The sequence below is a fragment of the Pseudomonas sp. SA195 genome, from assembly GCF_054131565.1.
Genome location: NZ_CP096392.1, coordinates 1,037,935 through 1,052,769, shown reverse-complemented (window position 1 = coordinate 1,052,769; position 14,835 = coordinate 1,037,935). Strand labels below are relative to the sequence as shown.

Below are 14,835 nucleotides of genomic sequence, written 5' to 3'. Positions count from 1 at the left end.
TTTTCATTCAGCAGAGAGGAATCAGAGAGCCTGATCCCACGCCCGGTCGCCGTGCTCGTCTTTAATCCGGGTTGGCAGCCCCATCACATCGAGCAACTTAAGGAACGGCTGGGCCGGCAGCTCTTCGACGTTGACCATGCGCTTGGCATCCCACTCGCCACGGGCGATCAGGAGCGCGGCGGCGACCGGCGGCACGCCAGCGGTGTAGGAGATGCCCTGGCTGTCGGTCTCGGCGTAGGCCTCTTCGTGGTCGGCGACGTTATAGATGAACAGCTCGCGCGGCTGCCCGTCCTTGGTGCCCTTGACCAGATCGCCGATGCAGGTCTTGCCGGTGTAGCCCGGCGCCAGCGAGGCGGGATCGGGCAGTACGGCTTTGACGACCTTGAGCGGCACGACTTCAAGCCCTTCGGCCGTGCGCACCGGCTGCTCGGAGAGCAGACCGAGGTTCTTCAGCACGGTGAAGACGTTGATGTAGTGATCACCGAAACTCATCCAGAAGCGGACGTTCGGTACGTCGAGGTGCTTGGAGAGTGAGTGCACCTCGTCATGCCCGGTCAGGTAGAGGTTTTGTTCGCCCACAACCGGCAGGTCGTCGGTGCGTTTGACCTCGAACATGCGGTTGGTCGTCCACTGGCTGTTCTGCCAGCTGTACACCTGGCCGGTGAATTCGCGGAAGTTGATTTCCGGGTCGAAATTGGTGGCGAAATACTTGCCGTGGGAACCGGCGTTGACGTCGAGGATGTCGATCGACTCGATCTTGTCGAAGTATTCCTGCTGCGCCAGGGCAGCGTAAGCGTTAACCACGCCGGGGTCGAAGCCGGCACCGAGGATGGCGGTGATGCCCTTCTCCTGACACTCGGCCAGGTGCTTCCACTCGTAGTTGCCATACCACGGCGGCGTTTCACAAATCTTGTTCGGCTCTTCGTGAATGGCGGTGTCGAGATACGCGGCGCCGGTTTCGATACACGCGCGCAGCACGGCCATATTCAAGAAGGCTGAGCCGACATTGATGACGATCTGCGATTCAGTTTCGCGAATCAGTGCTTTGGTCGCTTCCACGTCCAAAGCGTCCAGCGCATAAGCCTTGATGTCGCCGGGCTGCTTCAGCCCGCCCTTGGCCTGAACGCTGTCGATGATGGCCTGGCATTTGGAGATGCTGCGCGACGCGATAGCAATACGACCGAGTTCGTCGTTGTGCTGCGCGCACTTGTGGGCCACCACCTTGGCAACACCTCCTGCACCAATGATAAGAACGTTTTTCTTCAATTGTTTCACCCCCTTGTACTGTGGCCTTAGGAAAGGCTGGACAGGTAATCGTTAAAGTCGAACTCACGAACCACCTCGACGCTGCCGTCGAGCTGCTTTACCACGATGGACGGCATTTTCAGGCCGTTGAACCAGTTTTTTTTGACCATGGTGTAGCCTGCCGCGTCGATGAACGACAGCCGATCGCCGATGGCCAGCGGACGATCGAATTGGTACTCGCCGAAGATGTCGCCGGCCAGACAGGATTTGCCGCACACCATGTAGCTGTGCTCGCCGTCGTTGGGCGCCATCTTGGCGTTGAGGCGGTAGATCAGCAGGTCGAGCATGTGCGCCTCGATGGAGCTGTCGACCACCGCGAGGTTCTTGCCGTTGTACAGGGTGTCGAGCACCGTGACTTCCAGCGAGGCGCTCATGGTGATCGCCGCTTCGCCGGGCTCCAGGTAGACCTGTACGCCGAACTTTTCCGAGAACGCCTTCAGCCGTGCGCAGAAGGCATCGAGCGGGTAGCCTTCGCCGGTGAAGTGGATGCCACCGCCGAGGCTGACCCACTCCACTTTTTCCAGCAGATGGCCGAAGCGCTCCTCGATGGTTGTCAGCATCTGGTCGAACAGCTCGAAGCTCGCGTTCTCACAGTTGTTGTGGAACATGAAGCCGCTGATCTTGCCGATCACCGCCTCGATCTTCGTCGGATCATGCTCGCCCAGGCGGCTGAACGGGCGTGCCGGGTCGGCCAGCAGGTAGTCGGAGCTGCTCACCTGCGGATTGACGCGCAGGCCGCGAATGGTGCCCTCGGTGCCCGCTTCGAAGCGCTCCAGCTGCCCGATGGAGTTGAAGATGATCTTGTCGCAATTGGCGACCATCTCTTTGATCTCGTCGTCGGCCCAGGCCACGCTGTAGGCATGGGTTTCGCCCGCGAACTTCTGCCGACCGAGCTTGAGCTCGTACAGCGAGGACGAAGTGGTGCCGTCCATGTATTGCTGCATGAGGTCGAACACCGACCAGGTGGCGAAGCACTTGAGAGCCAGCAACGCCTTCGCGCCGGACTGTTTGCGCACGTAGGCGATCTTCTCGAGATTGCCCAGCAGCTTCTGTTTGTCGATGAGGTAGTACGGCGTCTTGATCATGTCTACGTGCCCCCAAGGTAGTTTGCTGCCAGGAGCCGCCAGCTCCCCGTTTGCAAAAGCGGCGAATTGTGCCGATTACGGAAGCAGATCGAAATAGATTTTCAACACTTCGTCACCATTGAAAGACGTCCGGCAGTTCCGAGCGGCCCCCGAAGGCCGACGCTAGACAAGCTAGCGCGTGAGCGATGACGCCCCGGTGAATCGCCTCGTTACTTGAGTGAGGTCGCTTTCGGCGCGTCCAGTTGTCCGGCCGGCCTTCACCCAGCCGTCAATGCAGTACAATTTGCGCTTTTTTACTGGCTGGACTGGCGCCACGATGATCGAACCCAAGCGCGTACTGCGTGCCCTCGCCGAACACTGGACGTTGCTTGAGCCGCTGTGCGAACGCTTCGACGCCGGCACCCTGAGCCTGGTCGAACTTCGTCATCAGCTGGCCGCGCAATTGCCGGAAGGCACGCCCACCGATATCACAGCCCTGCTCGACCAGTGGATCCGCCTGGATATCCTGGTGCCAGTGGCGAAGAGCCCCAATCGCTTCGAGCTGAACGCACAGATCCACGACTTCCTTGCCTACCTGCGCCGCGAACATCGGCTGGGCTTATGCCTGGAAATCGAAGCGTACCTGCGCCATCTCGAACGCCTGGCCGGGCATATCCTCGATGCGTTTGAGATCCGAGACGGCCAGGACCTGGCCCGCCAACTGCGCCTGCTCGACATGCGCGTGCGCGACGTGCTGAAGAAGCTCGCCAACGACGAGCAGGCGCTTATCGGCGTAGCCGATCGGGCCAAGACCAGCGACCGGCAGATCCCGCTGCGGCAACGTTACGCCGAGGTGCTGGCGACCTGGGACGAGTATGTCGAGCCGATGATCCAGCTGGTCGCAGCCGACGGCGCCTTCGAGCAAGGCGTCTATCGCGTCGAGCAGGTATTGATGAAGCTGCTCGGTGAACAGCAGAGGCTGGGTCAACTGGTCGACGACGATCTACTGCTACGCACTCATGCACGCATCCTGGACATGCAGAGCACCGCGCAACTGACGCTGCGGCACGCCCGGGAACTGCTCCTGCCGCTGCGCGAGGAAGCGCGCCGCCACAATGCGGTTACCCGCGGCGCCGCGCTGGCCCTGTCGGCAATTCGCAAGAAGGGGCTGGACGCTGTACCGCAGGCCTCGATGCCGCTGTTCACCCGGCCTCAGAGCACTTTCCTTGGATCGGCCAGCCAGGTCGAAGCCTATGTCTATGCGCTGGCCCGCTTCGAGGCAAAACCCGCGCAATTCCCCAAAGGCGGCGGCAAGCGCAGGGCCGAAGCGCCACGCTCACCGCTGACGGCGCGCGAAATGCTCGATCGCTGCGAGCAGGCGCTACCACTGCCGGACCTGATGCAGTGGCTGCTGGAGCAGGAGCCCGAAGGCGCAACCGACGAGCTCCTCTACTGGTTCTCACGCCTCTCTCGCGACGGCCGCTTTCAACGCGACCGACTGGAGCGCCGCGAATACCTGACGCGCGATCATCAAGTCAGCCTGAGCTCTTACGCGCTTTTGGGGAATGCCGATGTGTGAATCGCGCATAGCCTGGGCGACACGCTTGCCCCGCGTTTATTTTCTGAATGTCCCGATGAAACTGGCCTTGCCGCGTTCCATCCCCAGCCTCTCCGAGCCCCGCTAATGAACATCGATCTCAAGGAAATGACCCAGCTAGCCCCGATCTTCCGGGAGCTTTTCAAGGGTTATCACCTGTCTCGCAGCGAGCCTGAGTGCTACGCCCAACTCTCGAACATGCAGGACCAGTACCGCGCACTCTTCAAGGCGCTCGGCTTCGAGCTGGTCTGCGACCCGCGCGGATTCTATTACTTCGTCCCTGAGCAGATGGGCGCGCAGGTCAACAAGACGGCCCAGCGCCTGGCGCTGTTTACCTTCATCCTGGTCGAGCACCTGGCTGATCAGGGGCGCGATCCGCTCGCCGTGCTGGATGGGGGCAGCCTGGGCCGCGACGAGCTGCCCGCCCTGCTGGAAAAGTACCGCGACCTGTTTGTGCAGGCCGAGATCACTACGCAGGAGGAGCTCGAAGAGAAGGTGGTGCGCCGCCTGACGCAACTGGGGTTTGCCGAGGACAGCAATGGGGTCTACCGATTCCTGCCGCCCATGCACCGCTTCCTCGACGTCTGCCTGTCGGTGCAGCAGGACCGCGACCTCGCCGCAAACCTGCACAGCAGCGACCTGTCCCTACCTGTGCCGCAACTGATGGCCGAGGATGATGAGGAAATCATCGTTCTGGACCGAGCCGAGCACGATGCGTCCGAAGAGGATGCCTTAGCGCGTGCCATCGCCGAAGAAAAGGAGCTTGAAGCATGAGCCAGGAACGCTACGGCATTCGCCGCTTTGCCCTGCTGAACACCGCGGGCTACAGCTTGGGAGTCTTCCCGCTGGAAACTCCGCTGTCGGTCTACGGCGCGAACAACCTCGGCAAGTCCGCCTCGATCAACGCACTACAGTTTCCGATCCTGGCGCGCATGTCCGACATGAGCTTCGGCAAGTACAGCCTGGAGCAGTCGCGCAAGTTCTACTTCGGCAGCGATACCAGCTATATCCTCGTCGAAGTCGCGCTGCCCCAAGGTCCGCACGTGATCGGCGTTGCTGGCCGTGGACCGGGTGGTGGCTTCGGGCATCAGTTCTTCGTCTATCAGGGCTCGCTGGACCTCGATCATTACCAGTTCAACGGCACGTGCCTCCGTCAGCGCGAACTGTTCAACAATCTCGAGCGCGCCGGTATCAAGGCCTATGAGGCCAAGCCGGACGAGCTGCGCCGACTCCTGGTCGGCGGGCACACCTCGATCCCGCTGGACATGACGCTGATCCCGCTGCGTTCGACCAGCGAGCAGAGCCTGAAGACATTTCGCGCTCTGTTCATCAACTTGCTGCACATGCGCGAGATCACCGCCGCCAAACTCAAGCAGCTGTTTCTCGACGCGTTCGAGCACAGCCTGCGCTCTGGCAGCGTTGACTACATCGCCGCTACCGAAGAAGCCTTCCGCGACGTGCGCCGCATGGAGCAGGATTACCAGGCTTTGGTCGCCGCCGGCCCGCTGGTCGAAGCGCTTGCCGCTGGCGTAGCGCAACGCGAAACCCTGCGTGGCAAGCTGCATCGCCTGTCACCCTTGCTCGACTCGCTACTCGGCACGTGGCAGGACTATGCCGGCGCGCGCAAGGAGGAGTTGGTCATACAGGCTGAACACTATCGTCGCGAACAGGACGGCCTGCAGAACGAACAGCGTGGCAGCACTGCCGAACTGATGCGTCTGGAACGTGCGATCAGCGAGATTCAACGCTGGCTGGGCGAACTCTCGGCGTTGAAGAACCGCTTTGCGCTGGTCGAAGATGCGCACGTGCTCGAACAACAGCTGCTGGCCGCTAAGGACGCCCACGACGAGCTGGCAGGTGCGCTGTCGCAATCGCGCCAGTTCTCCAGCGAAGATCTCGACGAGCGTCTGCGCGATCTGGAAAAGCGCCTCAAGTCGGTACGCCAGCAACTGGACCATGCGGACAACAACAGCTATTCGCGCCTGCGCGAAGAGTTCTCCCAAGCCGATGTCGATCGTCTGATGCGCCTGTTCAACGCGCAGCTGTTCAGCCTGCCGCTGGGTGACAAAGGTATCGCCACAGACGACGGCGATACTTGGGTCAAATCGCTCGAAGCGGTGCTCGACGGCTTCAAGGGCGAGCGATTCGAAGCGCCCGGGCTGTCCATCGACCTGTCCCATATCGAGCCACCGGCCTTGCAGGCGCTGGCTGACCGCGCTGCGTTGCGAGACCAGAAAGACCGACTGGAGCGGGAACTGAAACAACTCAAGGCTCAGCATTCGGTAGCGGTCGACCGCGCCGCGAGCAAGGCGCAGGCCGAGCAGCTGTACCAACAGGTGCTAGACGCTCAAAAGGCATTGGAGGATTTCCGTAGCTGCCAGACGCTCACAGCCGAAGAGGACGGCAAGCTTGAGCAGCTGGCGCAGGCCGAGGCGGCGCAGGACGAACTCAAGCGGACCAGCGACGCCTTCACCGAACGAGTCCAGCACCTCTCGGCAAAACTGCAGCTGGTCGGCCGACAGCTGGCCGATCTCGAGGCCAAGGAGCGTACGCTGGAGGACGCGCTGCGCCGCCGCCAGTTGCTCCCAGCCGACCTGCCATTCGGCACACCGTTCATGGATCCGGTGGACGACTCGCTGGATAACCTCCAGCCGCTGCTTAACGACTATCAAGACAGCTGGCAGGCATTGCAGCGAGTCGATGGTCAGATCGAAGCGCTTTATGCGCAGGTGCGTCTCAAGGGCGTCGCCAAATTTGATAGCGAAGAAGATCCAGAGCGCCGTTTGCAGCTACTCGTGAACGCCTATGCACATCGCCAGGACGAAGCCCTGACGCTCGCCAAGGCGCGCCGCGCCGCGGTGACCGACATTGCCCGCACCTTGCGCAACATCCGCAGCGATTACGACAGCCTCGAGCATCAGCTAGCTCTGTTCAACCGTGAGATCAACAAGCGGCAAGTCTCGAACCTCGAAAGTTTCCGTATTGTCCTGGCGCCGAACAAGGATGCACTCAAGCATATCGATCAGATCATTCACAGCGCCGGCCAATACGAGCAAGGCGAAACGCTGTCGGTGTTCGACCTACAGCAAAGCAGCGAACAGGACAGTAAGAACGAGGAAGCTAAGGAATACCTGGCCCGCCTGGTCGCTGCCAATAGCAACCAGTTGGGCCTGAAGGACTTGTTCGAGTTGGCGTTCGAAATTACCAAGGTTGGCGGCCAGCCTGTGATTCATACGGATATCGACGGTGCTGCTTCGAACGGGACGACCATGACCATCAAGGCACTGACCAATATGTACCTCCTGCTGCACTTAATGGACCGCGAACAGGCGGCTCGCATCCGGCTTCCGTACTACCTTGACGAGGCCGCGGACATCGATGAGCGCAACCAGCAAGCCCTGATCGAGACCAGCCAGCAACTTGGCTTCGTCCCAATCCTGGCCTCCGTCAAGCCTCAAGTCTCCGCCGACGTTGCCATCGACCTGGAAGGCGGAAGCGGCCCAAGCGGAATCTACATCGACGAAGCGGACTGGAAATTCATCAAACGACGCCAGCCAAGCGGACAGATGGGCACCGTAGCGGTCGAACGTAGAGCTGAAGAAGCCGAAGCAGCTGGATAATTAGGCATAACACGTCGGCACGACATCAACGCTGCGCCCATTTGAACCGCAGCGTTGCGGCCGGCTAGTCTAGGCAGTAATCGAAATCATCAGAACGGGCCGAACTTTGCCGCGCCATGGCAGTGCCGTCTCGATTGAGCAATAGCAACCGCGCCGAGTGCCGCTTTCGACAGGGCGCGATGCTTCTCCTATCTGAACAGTAACGACGCTAACATTAAGCAGACCTACTGATTTCAGTCTTGCTCAATCTCCTGCGTCTGAATCGCCCCGGGTTTCGTAGAGGCCTCAACTCTTGAGAAGATGAGGCCATGAGAAAGACTACTACCTACTCCCCTGAAGTCCGTGAACGTGCTGTGCGCATGGTTCTGGAACACCTGAACGACTATCCGTCCGAGTGGGCAGCCATTGAGGCCATCGCTCCGAAGATTGGCTGTGCCGCGCAAACCCTGCATGGGTGGATTCGTCGCCAGCAGACCGATGCGGGGCAGCGCCCCGGTCAGACCAGTGAAGAGCGCGAGCGCATCAAAGCCCTGGAGCGCGAAAACCGCGAACTGCGTAAGGCAAACGAGATATTGCGCCTGGCTAGCGCGTATTTTGCCCAGGCGGAGCCTGACGGGCAGGCCTTCCTGCGCCGCACCAAGTCCTGAGGGCATTTGTCGATCAGCATCGTGACCGTCTCGGGGTCGAGTCGATCTGCCGCGTGTTGCAGATCGCCCCGTCCGGTTACCGCAGGCACGTGGCTCAGCAGCGCAACCCGGCACTGCGCTGTTGTCGTGCTCAGCGCGATGACGCATTGACCCTGGAAATCCAGCGAGTGTGGGATGCCAACATGCAGTGCTATGGCGCGGTGAAGGTCTGGAAGCAGCTGCGGCGAGAAGGCATGGAGGTCGCCAGATGCACGGTGGAGCGATTAATGCGTCGAGCCGGATTGCAGGGCATCAGACGTGGCCAGATCGTGCGGACAACGGTGGCCGGCGACAAGGCCTTTTGCCCGCTGGATCGTGTCCAACGCCAGTTCCATGCCGACCGCCCGAACCAGTTGTGGGTGTCGGACTTCACCTATGTATCGACCTGGCAGGGCTGGCTGTACGTGGCGTTCGTGATCGACGTCTTTGCACGCCGGATCGTCGGCTGGCGAGTCAGTACCAGCATGAAGACCGACTTCGTATTGGATGCCCTGGAGCAAGCCTTGTATGCCCGTCAGCCGCATTGCACGGGTGGTCTGATCCATCACAGCGACCGTGGAAGCCAGTACGTCTCGATCCGCTATACCGAACGGCTGGCAGAGGCCGGCATTGAGCCCTCGGTGGGTAGCAAGGGCGATAGCTACGACAACGCCTTGGCCGAAACCATCAACGGGCTGTACAAATCCGAGCTGATTTACCGTCAGTCATGGAAGAGCCGCGAAGCCGTCGAAATGGCGACCTTGAAATGGGTGCACTGGTACAACCACCAGCGCCTGCTGAGCTCAATCGGTTATATCCCGCCTGCGGAGGCTGAGGCAAACTTCCACCAGCAACAAACAGGTCAGGCCATGGCGGCCTAACTTAAACGAAACGGCCTCCACAAAAGCCGGGGCGATTCACCTAACGCGCCTCAAAATGCTTTCAAACGAGGCTCTTTAGGGAGCCGATTCAACCGAGCCCGGTGGCGAGCACAGCGAATATGTGAAGTTTCTGCATTCAGGGCTTTTAGGCTCGGCATGAAGTCGGGCCGTCAGAGCAGCTTTTGTCGATTCGCCGCCTCCACACCGCTGGCTAATGCAGACGTCCCTGAACTCGCTCCTAGACTCAGGTCGCCCCGCCTACATCACAGCGCATGACTTTGCCCTCAGGGGCACCAACAACAGGCGAACATTCACGACAGGCAAGACAACAGCTTTGCGTGCTTGCGCAGCGGAGCGGATCTCAGCAACCAATACACCGCGAACAAGCCTGGCAGATACCGCCACCCGCCCGTAGCTTATTTTCGAGCCCGCAAAGACAAACCCCCGGCCATCATAGATGGTCGGGGGTTTGGTGTATAAGCTTGACGATGACCTACTCTCACATGGGGAAGCCCCACACTACCATCGGCGATGCGTCGTTTCACTTCTGAGTTCGGGATGGGATCAGGTGGTTCCAACGCTCTATGGTCGTCAAGCAATCTGGTTGGGGAGTCGGTGTTGAGTCGCTTCCCCGAATTGGGCATGTGGTGTTTTGCGAGTGATGCTGATTTTCGGTTTGTTTGTCGACTTCGACCGTCTGACACACAAACATCAAATTGTTTGGGTGTTATATGGTCAAGCCTCACGGGCAATTAGTATGGGTTAGCTCAACGCCTCACAGCGCTTACACACCCCACCTATCAACGTCGTAGTCTTCGACGGCCCTTTAGGGAGCTCAAGGCTCCAGTGAGATCTCATCTTGAGGCAAGTTTCCCGCTTAGATGCTTTCAGCGGTTATCTCTTCCGAACATAGCTACCCGGCAATGCCACTGGCGTGACAACCGGAACACCAGAGGTTCGTCCACTCCGGTCCTCTCGTACTAGGAGCAGCCCCTCTCAAATCTCAAACGTCCACGGCAGATAGGGACCGAACTGTCTCACGACGTTCTAAACCCAGCTCGCGTACCACTTTAAATGGCGAACAGCCATACCCTTGGGACCGGCTTCAGCCCCAGGATGTGATGAGCCGACATCGAGGTGCCAAACACCGCCGTCGATATGAACTCTTGGGCGGTATCAGCCTGTTATCCCCGGAGTACCTTTTATCCGTTGAGCGATGGCCCTTCCATACAGAACCACCGGATCACTAAGACCTACTTTCGTACCTGCTCGACGTGTCTGTCTCGCAGTCAAGCGCGCTTTTGCCTTTATACTCTGCGACCGATTTCCGACCGGTCTGAGCGCACCTTCGTACTCCTCCGTTACTCTTTAGGAGGAGACCGCCCCAGTCAAACTACCCACCATACACTGTCCTCGATCCGGATAACGGACCAGAGTTAGAACCTCAAAGTTGCCAGGGTGGTATTTCAAGGATGGCTCCATGAGAACTGGCGTCCCCACTTCAAAGCCTCCCACCTATCCTACACAAGCAAATTCAAAGTCCAGTGCAAAGCTATAGTAAAGGTTCACGGGGTCTTTCCGTCTAGCCGCGGATACACTGCATCTTCACAGCGATTTCAATTTCACTGAGTCTCGGGTGGAGACAGCGCCGCCATCGTTACGCCATTCGTGCAGGTCGGAACTTACCCGACAAGGAATTTCGCTACCTTAGGACCGTTATAGTTACGGCCGCCGTTTACCGGGGCTTCGATCAAGAGCTTCGCTTGCGCTAACCCCATCAATTAACCTTCCGGCACCGGGCAGGCGTCACACCCTATACGTCCACTTTCGTGTTTGCAGAGTGCTGTGTTTTTAATAAACAGTCGCAGCGGCCTGGTATCTTCGACCGGCATGAGCTTACGGGGTAAACCCTTCACCCTCACCGGCGCACCTTCTCCCGAAGTTACGGTGCCATTTTGCCTAGTTCCTTCACCCGAGTTCTCTCAAGCGCCTTGGTATTCTCTACCCAACCACCTGTGTCGGTTTGGGGTACGGTTCCTAGTTACCTGAAGCTTAGAGGCTTTTCCTGGAAGCATGGCATCAACCACTTCTCCTTCTAAAAGAAGGATCGTCATCAGTTCTCGGCATTAAGATCCCGGATTTACCTAAGATCTCTGCCTACCACCTTAAACTTGGACAACCAACGCCAAGCTGGCCTAGCCTTCTCCGTCCCCCCATCGCAGTAACTAGAAGTACGGGAATATTGACCCGTTTCCCATCGACTACGCTCTTCAGCCTCGCCTTAGGGGCCGACTCACCCTGCGTCGATTAACGTTGCGCAGGAACCCTTGGTCTTTCGGCGTGCGAGTTTTTCACTCGCATTGTCGTTACTCATGTCAGCATTCGCACTTGTGATACCTCCAGCAAGCTTCTCAACTCACCTTCACAGGCTTACACAACGCTCCTCTACCGCTCATCTTGCGATGAACCCGTAGCTTCGGTACCTGGTTTGAGCCCCGTTACATCTTCCGCGCAGGCCGACTCGACTAGTGAGCTATTACGCTTTCTTTAAAGGATGGCTGCTTCTAAGCCAACCTCCTAGCTGTCTAAGCCTTCCCACATCGTTTCCCACTTAACCAGGATTTTGGGACCTTAGCTGACGGTCTGGGTTGTTTCCCTTTTCACGACGGACGTTAGCACCCGCCGTGTGTCTCCCGTGCTGACACTTGCTGGTATTCGGAGTTTGCATCGGTTTGGTAAGTCGGGATGACCCCCTAGCCGAAACAGTGCTCTACCCCCAGCAGTGATACACGAGGCGCTACCTAAATAGCTTTCGAGGAGAACCAGCTATCTCCGAGCTTGATTAGCCTTTCACTCCGATCCACAGGTCATCCGCTAACTTTTCAACGGTAGTCGGTTCGGTCCTCCAGTCAGTGTTACCTAACCTTCAACCTGCCCATGGATAGATCGCCCGGTTTCGGGTCTATTCCCAGCGACTAGACGCCCTATTAAGACTCGCTTTCGCTACGCCTCCCCTATTCGGTTAAGCTCGCCACTGAAAATAAGTCGCTGACCCATTATACAAAAGGTACGCAGTCACCTAACAAAGTAGGCTCCCACTGCTTGTACGCATACGGTTTCAGGTTCTATTTCACTCCCCTCTCCGGGGTTCTTTTCGCCTTTCCCTCACGGTACTGGTTCACTATCGGTCAGTCAGTAGTATTTAGCCTTGGAGGATGGTCCCCCCATATTCAGACAAAGTTTCTCGTGCTCCGTCCTACTCGATTTCATTGACAAGAGACTTTCGCGTACGGGGCTATCACCCACTATGGCCGCACTTTCCAGAACGTTCCGCTAATCTCAAATCAACTTAAGGGCTAATCCCCGTTCGCTCGCCACTACTAAGGGAATCTCGGTTGATTTCTTTTCCTCAGGGTACTTAGATGTTTCAGTTCCCCTGGTTCGCCTCACACACCTATGGATTCAGTGTGTGATACCTGACTTGTGTCAGGTGGGTTCCCCCATTCAGATATCTCCGGATCAAAGTCTGTTTGCCGACTCCCCGAAGCTTTTCGCAGGCTACCACGTCTTTCATCGCCTCTGACTGCCAAGGCATCCACCGTATGCGCTTCTTCACTTGACCATATAACCCCAAGCAATCTGGTTATTGTCTATAACGTGAAGACGACATTCGCCGAAAATCCGCATTCGCTCTTTCGAGCAACTCGCAAATTTTGCCTTGACTTGAACAATCACCAGTGAAAATGATTGTTCAAATCTACTTCTATCACATGCCCAAATTTTTAAAGAACAGTTCTGGCGCAAAGACCAGAAATCAATACACTCCAAGCGGAACGCATTCATTTCTGAGCTTTCAGCGATTTGTCGAGAATAATGGTGGAGCCAAGCGGGATCGAACCGCTGACCTCCTGCGTGCAAAGCAGGCGCTCTCCCAGCTGAGCTATGGCCCCATCTACAGATCGGCCACATCCCATGACAATTGGTGGGTCTGGGCAGATTCGAACTGCCGACCTCACCCTTATCAGGGGTGCGCTCTAACCAACTGAGCTACAGACCCAATCGTCTCTCTCGGGTCGAAACCCAATCGCTTTTCGCTAGTGAATCAAGCAATTCGTGTGGGTACTCATGACGCAGCTGTGATCGTCGATTAAGGAGGTGATCCAGCCGCAGGTTCCCCTACGGCTACCTTGTTACGACTTCACCCCAGTCATGAATCACTCCGTGGTAACCGTCCCCCCGAAGGTTAGACTAGCTACTTCTGGAGCAACCCACTCCCATGGTGTGACGGGCGGTGTGTACAAGGCCCGGGAACGTATTCACCGTGACATTCTGATTCACGATTACTAGCGATTCCGACTTCACGCAGTCGAGTTGCAGACTGCGATCCGGACTACGATCGGTTTTATGGGATTAGCTCCACCTCGCGGCTTGGCAACCCTTTGTACCGACCATTGTAGCACGTGTGTAGCCCAGGCCGTAAGGGCCATGATGACTTGACGTCATCCCCACCTTCCTCCGGTTTGTCACCGGCAGTCTCCTTAGAGTGCCCACCATAACGTGCTGGTAACTAAGGACAAGGGTTGCGCTCGTTACGGGACTTAACCCAACATCTCACGACACGAGCTGACGACAGCCATGCAGCACCTGTGTCAGAGCTCCCGAAGGCACCCATCCATCTCTGGAAAGTTCTCTGCATGTCAAGGCCTGGTAAGGTTCTTCGCGTTGCTTCGAATTAAACCACATGCTCCACCGCTTGTGCGGGCCCCCGTCAATTCATTTGAGTTTTAACCTTGCGGCCGTACTCCCCAGGCGGTCGACTTAATGCGTTAGCTGCGCCACTAAGATCTCAAGGATCCCAACGGCTAGTCGACATCGTTTACGGCGTGGACTACCAGGGTATCTAATCCTGTTTGCTCCCCACGCTTTCGCACCTCAGTGTCAGTATTAGCCCAGGTGGTCGCCTTCGCCACTGGTGTTCCTTCCTATATCTACGCATTTCACCGCTACACAGGAAATTCCACCACCCTCTGCCATACTCTAGCTTGCCAGTTTTGGATGCAGTTCCCAGGTTGAGCCCGGGGCTTTCACATTCAACTTAACAAACCACCTACGCGCGCTTTACGCCCAGTAATTCCGATTAACGCTTGCACCCTTCGTATTACCGCGGCTGCTGGCACGAAGTTAGCCGGTGCTTATTCTGTCGGTAACGTCAAAACACTAACGTATTAGGTTAATGCCCTTCCTCCCAACTTAAAGTGCTTTACAATCCGAAGACCTTCTTCACACACGCGGCATGGCTGGATCAGGCTTTCGCCCATTGTCCAATATTCCCCACTGCTGCCTCCCGTAGGAGTCTGGACCGTGTCTCAGTTCCAGTGTGACTGATCATCCTCTCAGACCAGTTACGGATCGTCGCCTTGGTGAGCCATTACCTCACCAACTAGCTAATCCGACCTAGGCTCATCTGATAGCGCAAGGCCCGAAGGTCCCCTGCTTTCTCCCGTAGGACGTATGCGGTATTAGCGTTCCTTTCGAAACGTTGTCCCCCACTACCAGGCAGATTCCTAGGCATTACTCACCCGTCCGCCGCTGAATCATGGAGCAAGCTCCACTCATCCGCTCGACTTGCATGTGTTAGGCCTGCCGCCAGCGTTCAATCTGAGCCATGATCAAACTCTTCAGTTCAATACTGCTTGGGTTTTG

At 57.7% G+C, this 14,835-nt stretch carries 5 protein-coding genes, 2 tRNA genes, 3 rRNA genes, 1 pseudogene and 1 other annotated feature; of the genes and pseudogenes, 4 read left to right on the top strand and 7 right to left on the bottom strand.

What is annotated here, in order from left to right; translation table 11 throughout:
• Positions 1–21: 21 nt before the first annotated feature.
• Positions 22–1,266 carry a saccharopine dehydrogenase family protein gene (locus tag M1D78_RS04790; protein WP_437420332.1) on the bottom strand — a complete coding sequence of 415 codons (1,245 nt, stop codon included), beginning with the start codon at positions 1,264–1,266 and terminating at the stop codon, positions 22–24.
• Between the two features lie 26 nt (positions 1,267–1,292).
• Positions 1,293–2,390, bottom strand: a complete 1,098-nt coding sequence (locus tag M1D78_RS04785; RefSeq protein ID WP_437420333.1) for a carboxynorspermidine decarboxylase — start codon at positions 2,388–2,390, stop codon at positions 1,293–1,295.
• A 316-nt stretch (positions 2,391–2,706) separates the two neighbouring features.
• Here M1D78_RS04785 and mksB point away from each other — a divergent pair, with 316 nt between their 5' ends.
• The 4 genes and pseudogenes from mksB (at position 2,707) to M1D78_RS04765 (ending at position 9,132) form a co-directional block, all read left to right on the top strand.
• Positions 2,707–3,948: an Mks condensin complex protein MksB gene (mksB, locus tag M1D78_RS04780; RefSeq protein WP_457933577.1), complete on the top strand. Its 1,242-nt coding sequence runs from the start codon at positions 2,707–2,709 to the stop codon at positions 3,946–3,948.
• 105 nt (positions 3,949–4,053) lie between these two features.
• The gene (gene mksE / locus M1D78_RS04775) at positions 4,054–4,740 is read left to right on the top strand and encodes an Mks condensin complex protein MksE (protein ID WP_437420335.1); all 687 of its coding nucleotides are present in this window, start codon (positions 4,054–4,056) and stop codon (positions 4,738–4,740) included.
• Positions 4,737–7,586: an Mks condensin complex protein MksF gene (gene mksF, locus M1D78_RS04770; RefSeq protein WP_437420336.1), complete on the top strand. Its 2,850-nt coding sequence runs from the start codon at positions 4,737–4,739 to the stop codon at positions 7,584–7,586. Before mksE ends, mksF begins: the two co-directional genes overlap by 4 nt.
• A 308-nt stretch (positions 7,587–7,894) precedes the next feature.
• Positions 7,895–9,132: pseudogene (locus tag M1D78_RS04765) on the top strand (IS3 family transposase).
• Positions 8,173–8,304, top strand: a sequence feature (AL1L pseudoknot). It overlaps the preceding pseudogene by 132 nt.
• 480 nt (positions 9,133–9,612) lie before the next feature.
• Here M1D78_RS04765 and rrf read toward each other — a convergent pair.
• From rrf to M1D78_RS04740, 5 genes are all read right to left on the bottom strand, one after another.
• Positions 9,613–9,728 (bottom strand): 5S ribosomal RNA (gene rrf, locus M1D78_RS04760).
• A gap of 135 nt (positions 9,729–9,863) precedes the next feature.
• Positions 9,864–12,754: ribosomal RNA gene (locus M1D78_RS04755) — 23S ribosomal RNA — on the bottom strand.
• A gap of 252 nt (positions 12,755–13,006) precedes the next feature.
• Positions 13,007–13,082 (bottom strand) — tRNA-Ala (locus tag M1D78_RS04750).
• A gap of 30 nt (positions 13,083–13,112) precedes the next feature.
• Positions 13,113–13,189 (bottom strand) — tRNA-Ile (locus tag M1D78_RS04745).
• 91 nt (positions 13,190–13,280) lie between these two features.
• A 16S ribosomal RNA gene (locus M1D78_RS04740) occupies positions 13,281–14,817 on the bottom strand.
• Together the 16S, 23S and 5S rRNA genes with 2 tRNA genes alongside form the textbook arrangement of a ribosomal RNA operon.
• Positions 14,818–14,835: the final 18 nt, after the last annotated feature.

Coding starts and splice junctions, on each gene's coding strand:
- mksF (WP_437420336.1), top strand. CDS start 4,737: ATGAGCCAGGAACGCTACGGCATTCGCCGCTTTGCCCTGCTGAACACC.
- mksE (WP_437420335.1), top strand. CDS start 4,054: ATGAACATCGATCTCAAGGAAATGACCCAGCTAGCCCCGATCTTCCGG.
- mksB (WP_457933577.1), top strand. CDS start 2,707: ATGATCGAACCCAAGCGCGTACTGCGTGCCCTCGCCGAACACTGGACG.
- M1D78_RS04785 (WP_437420333.1), bottom strand. CDS start 2,390: ATGATCAAGACGCCGTACTACCTCATCGACAAACAGAAGCTGCTGGGC.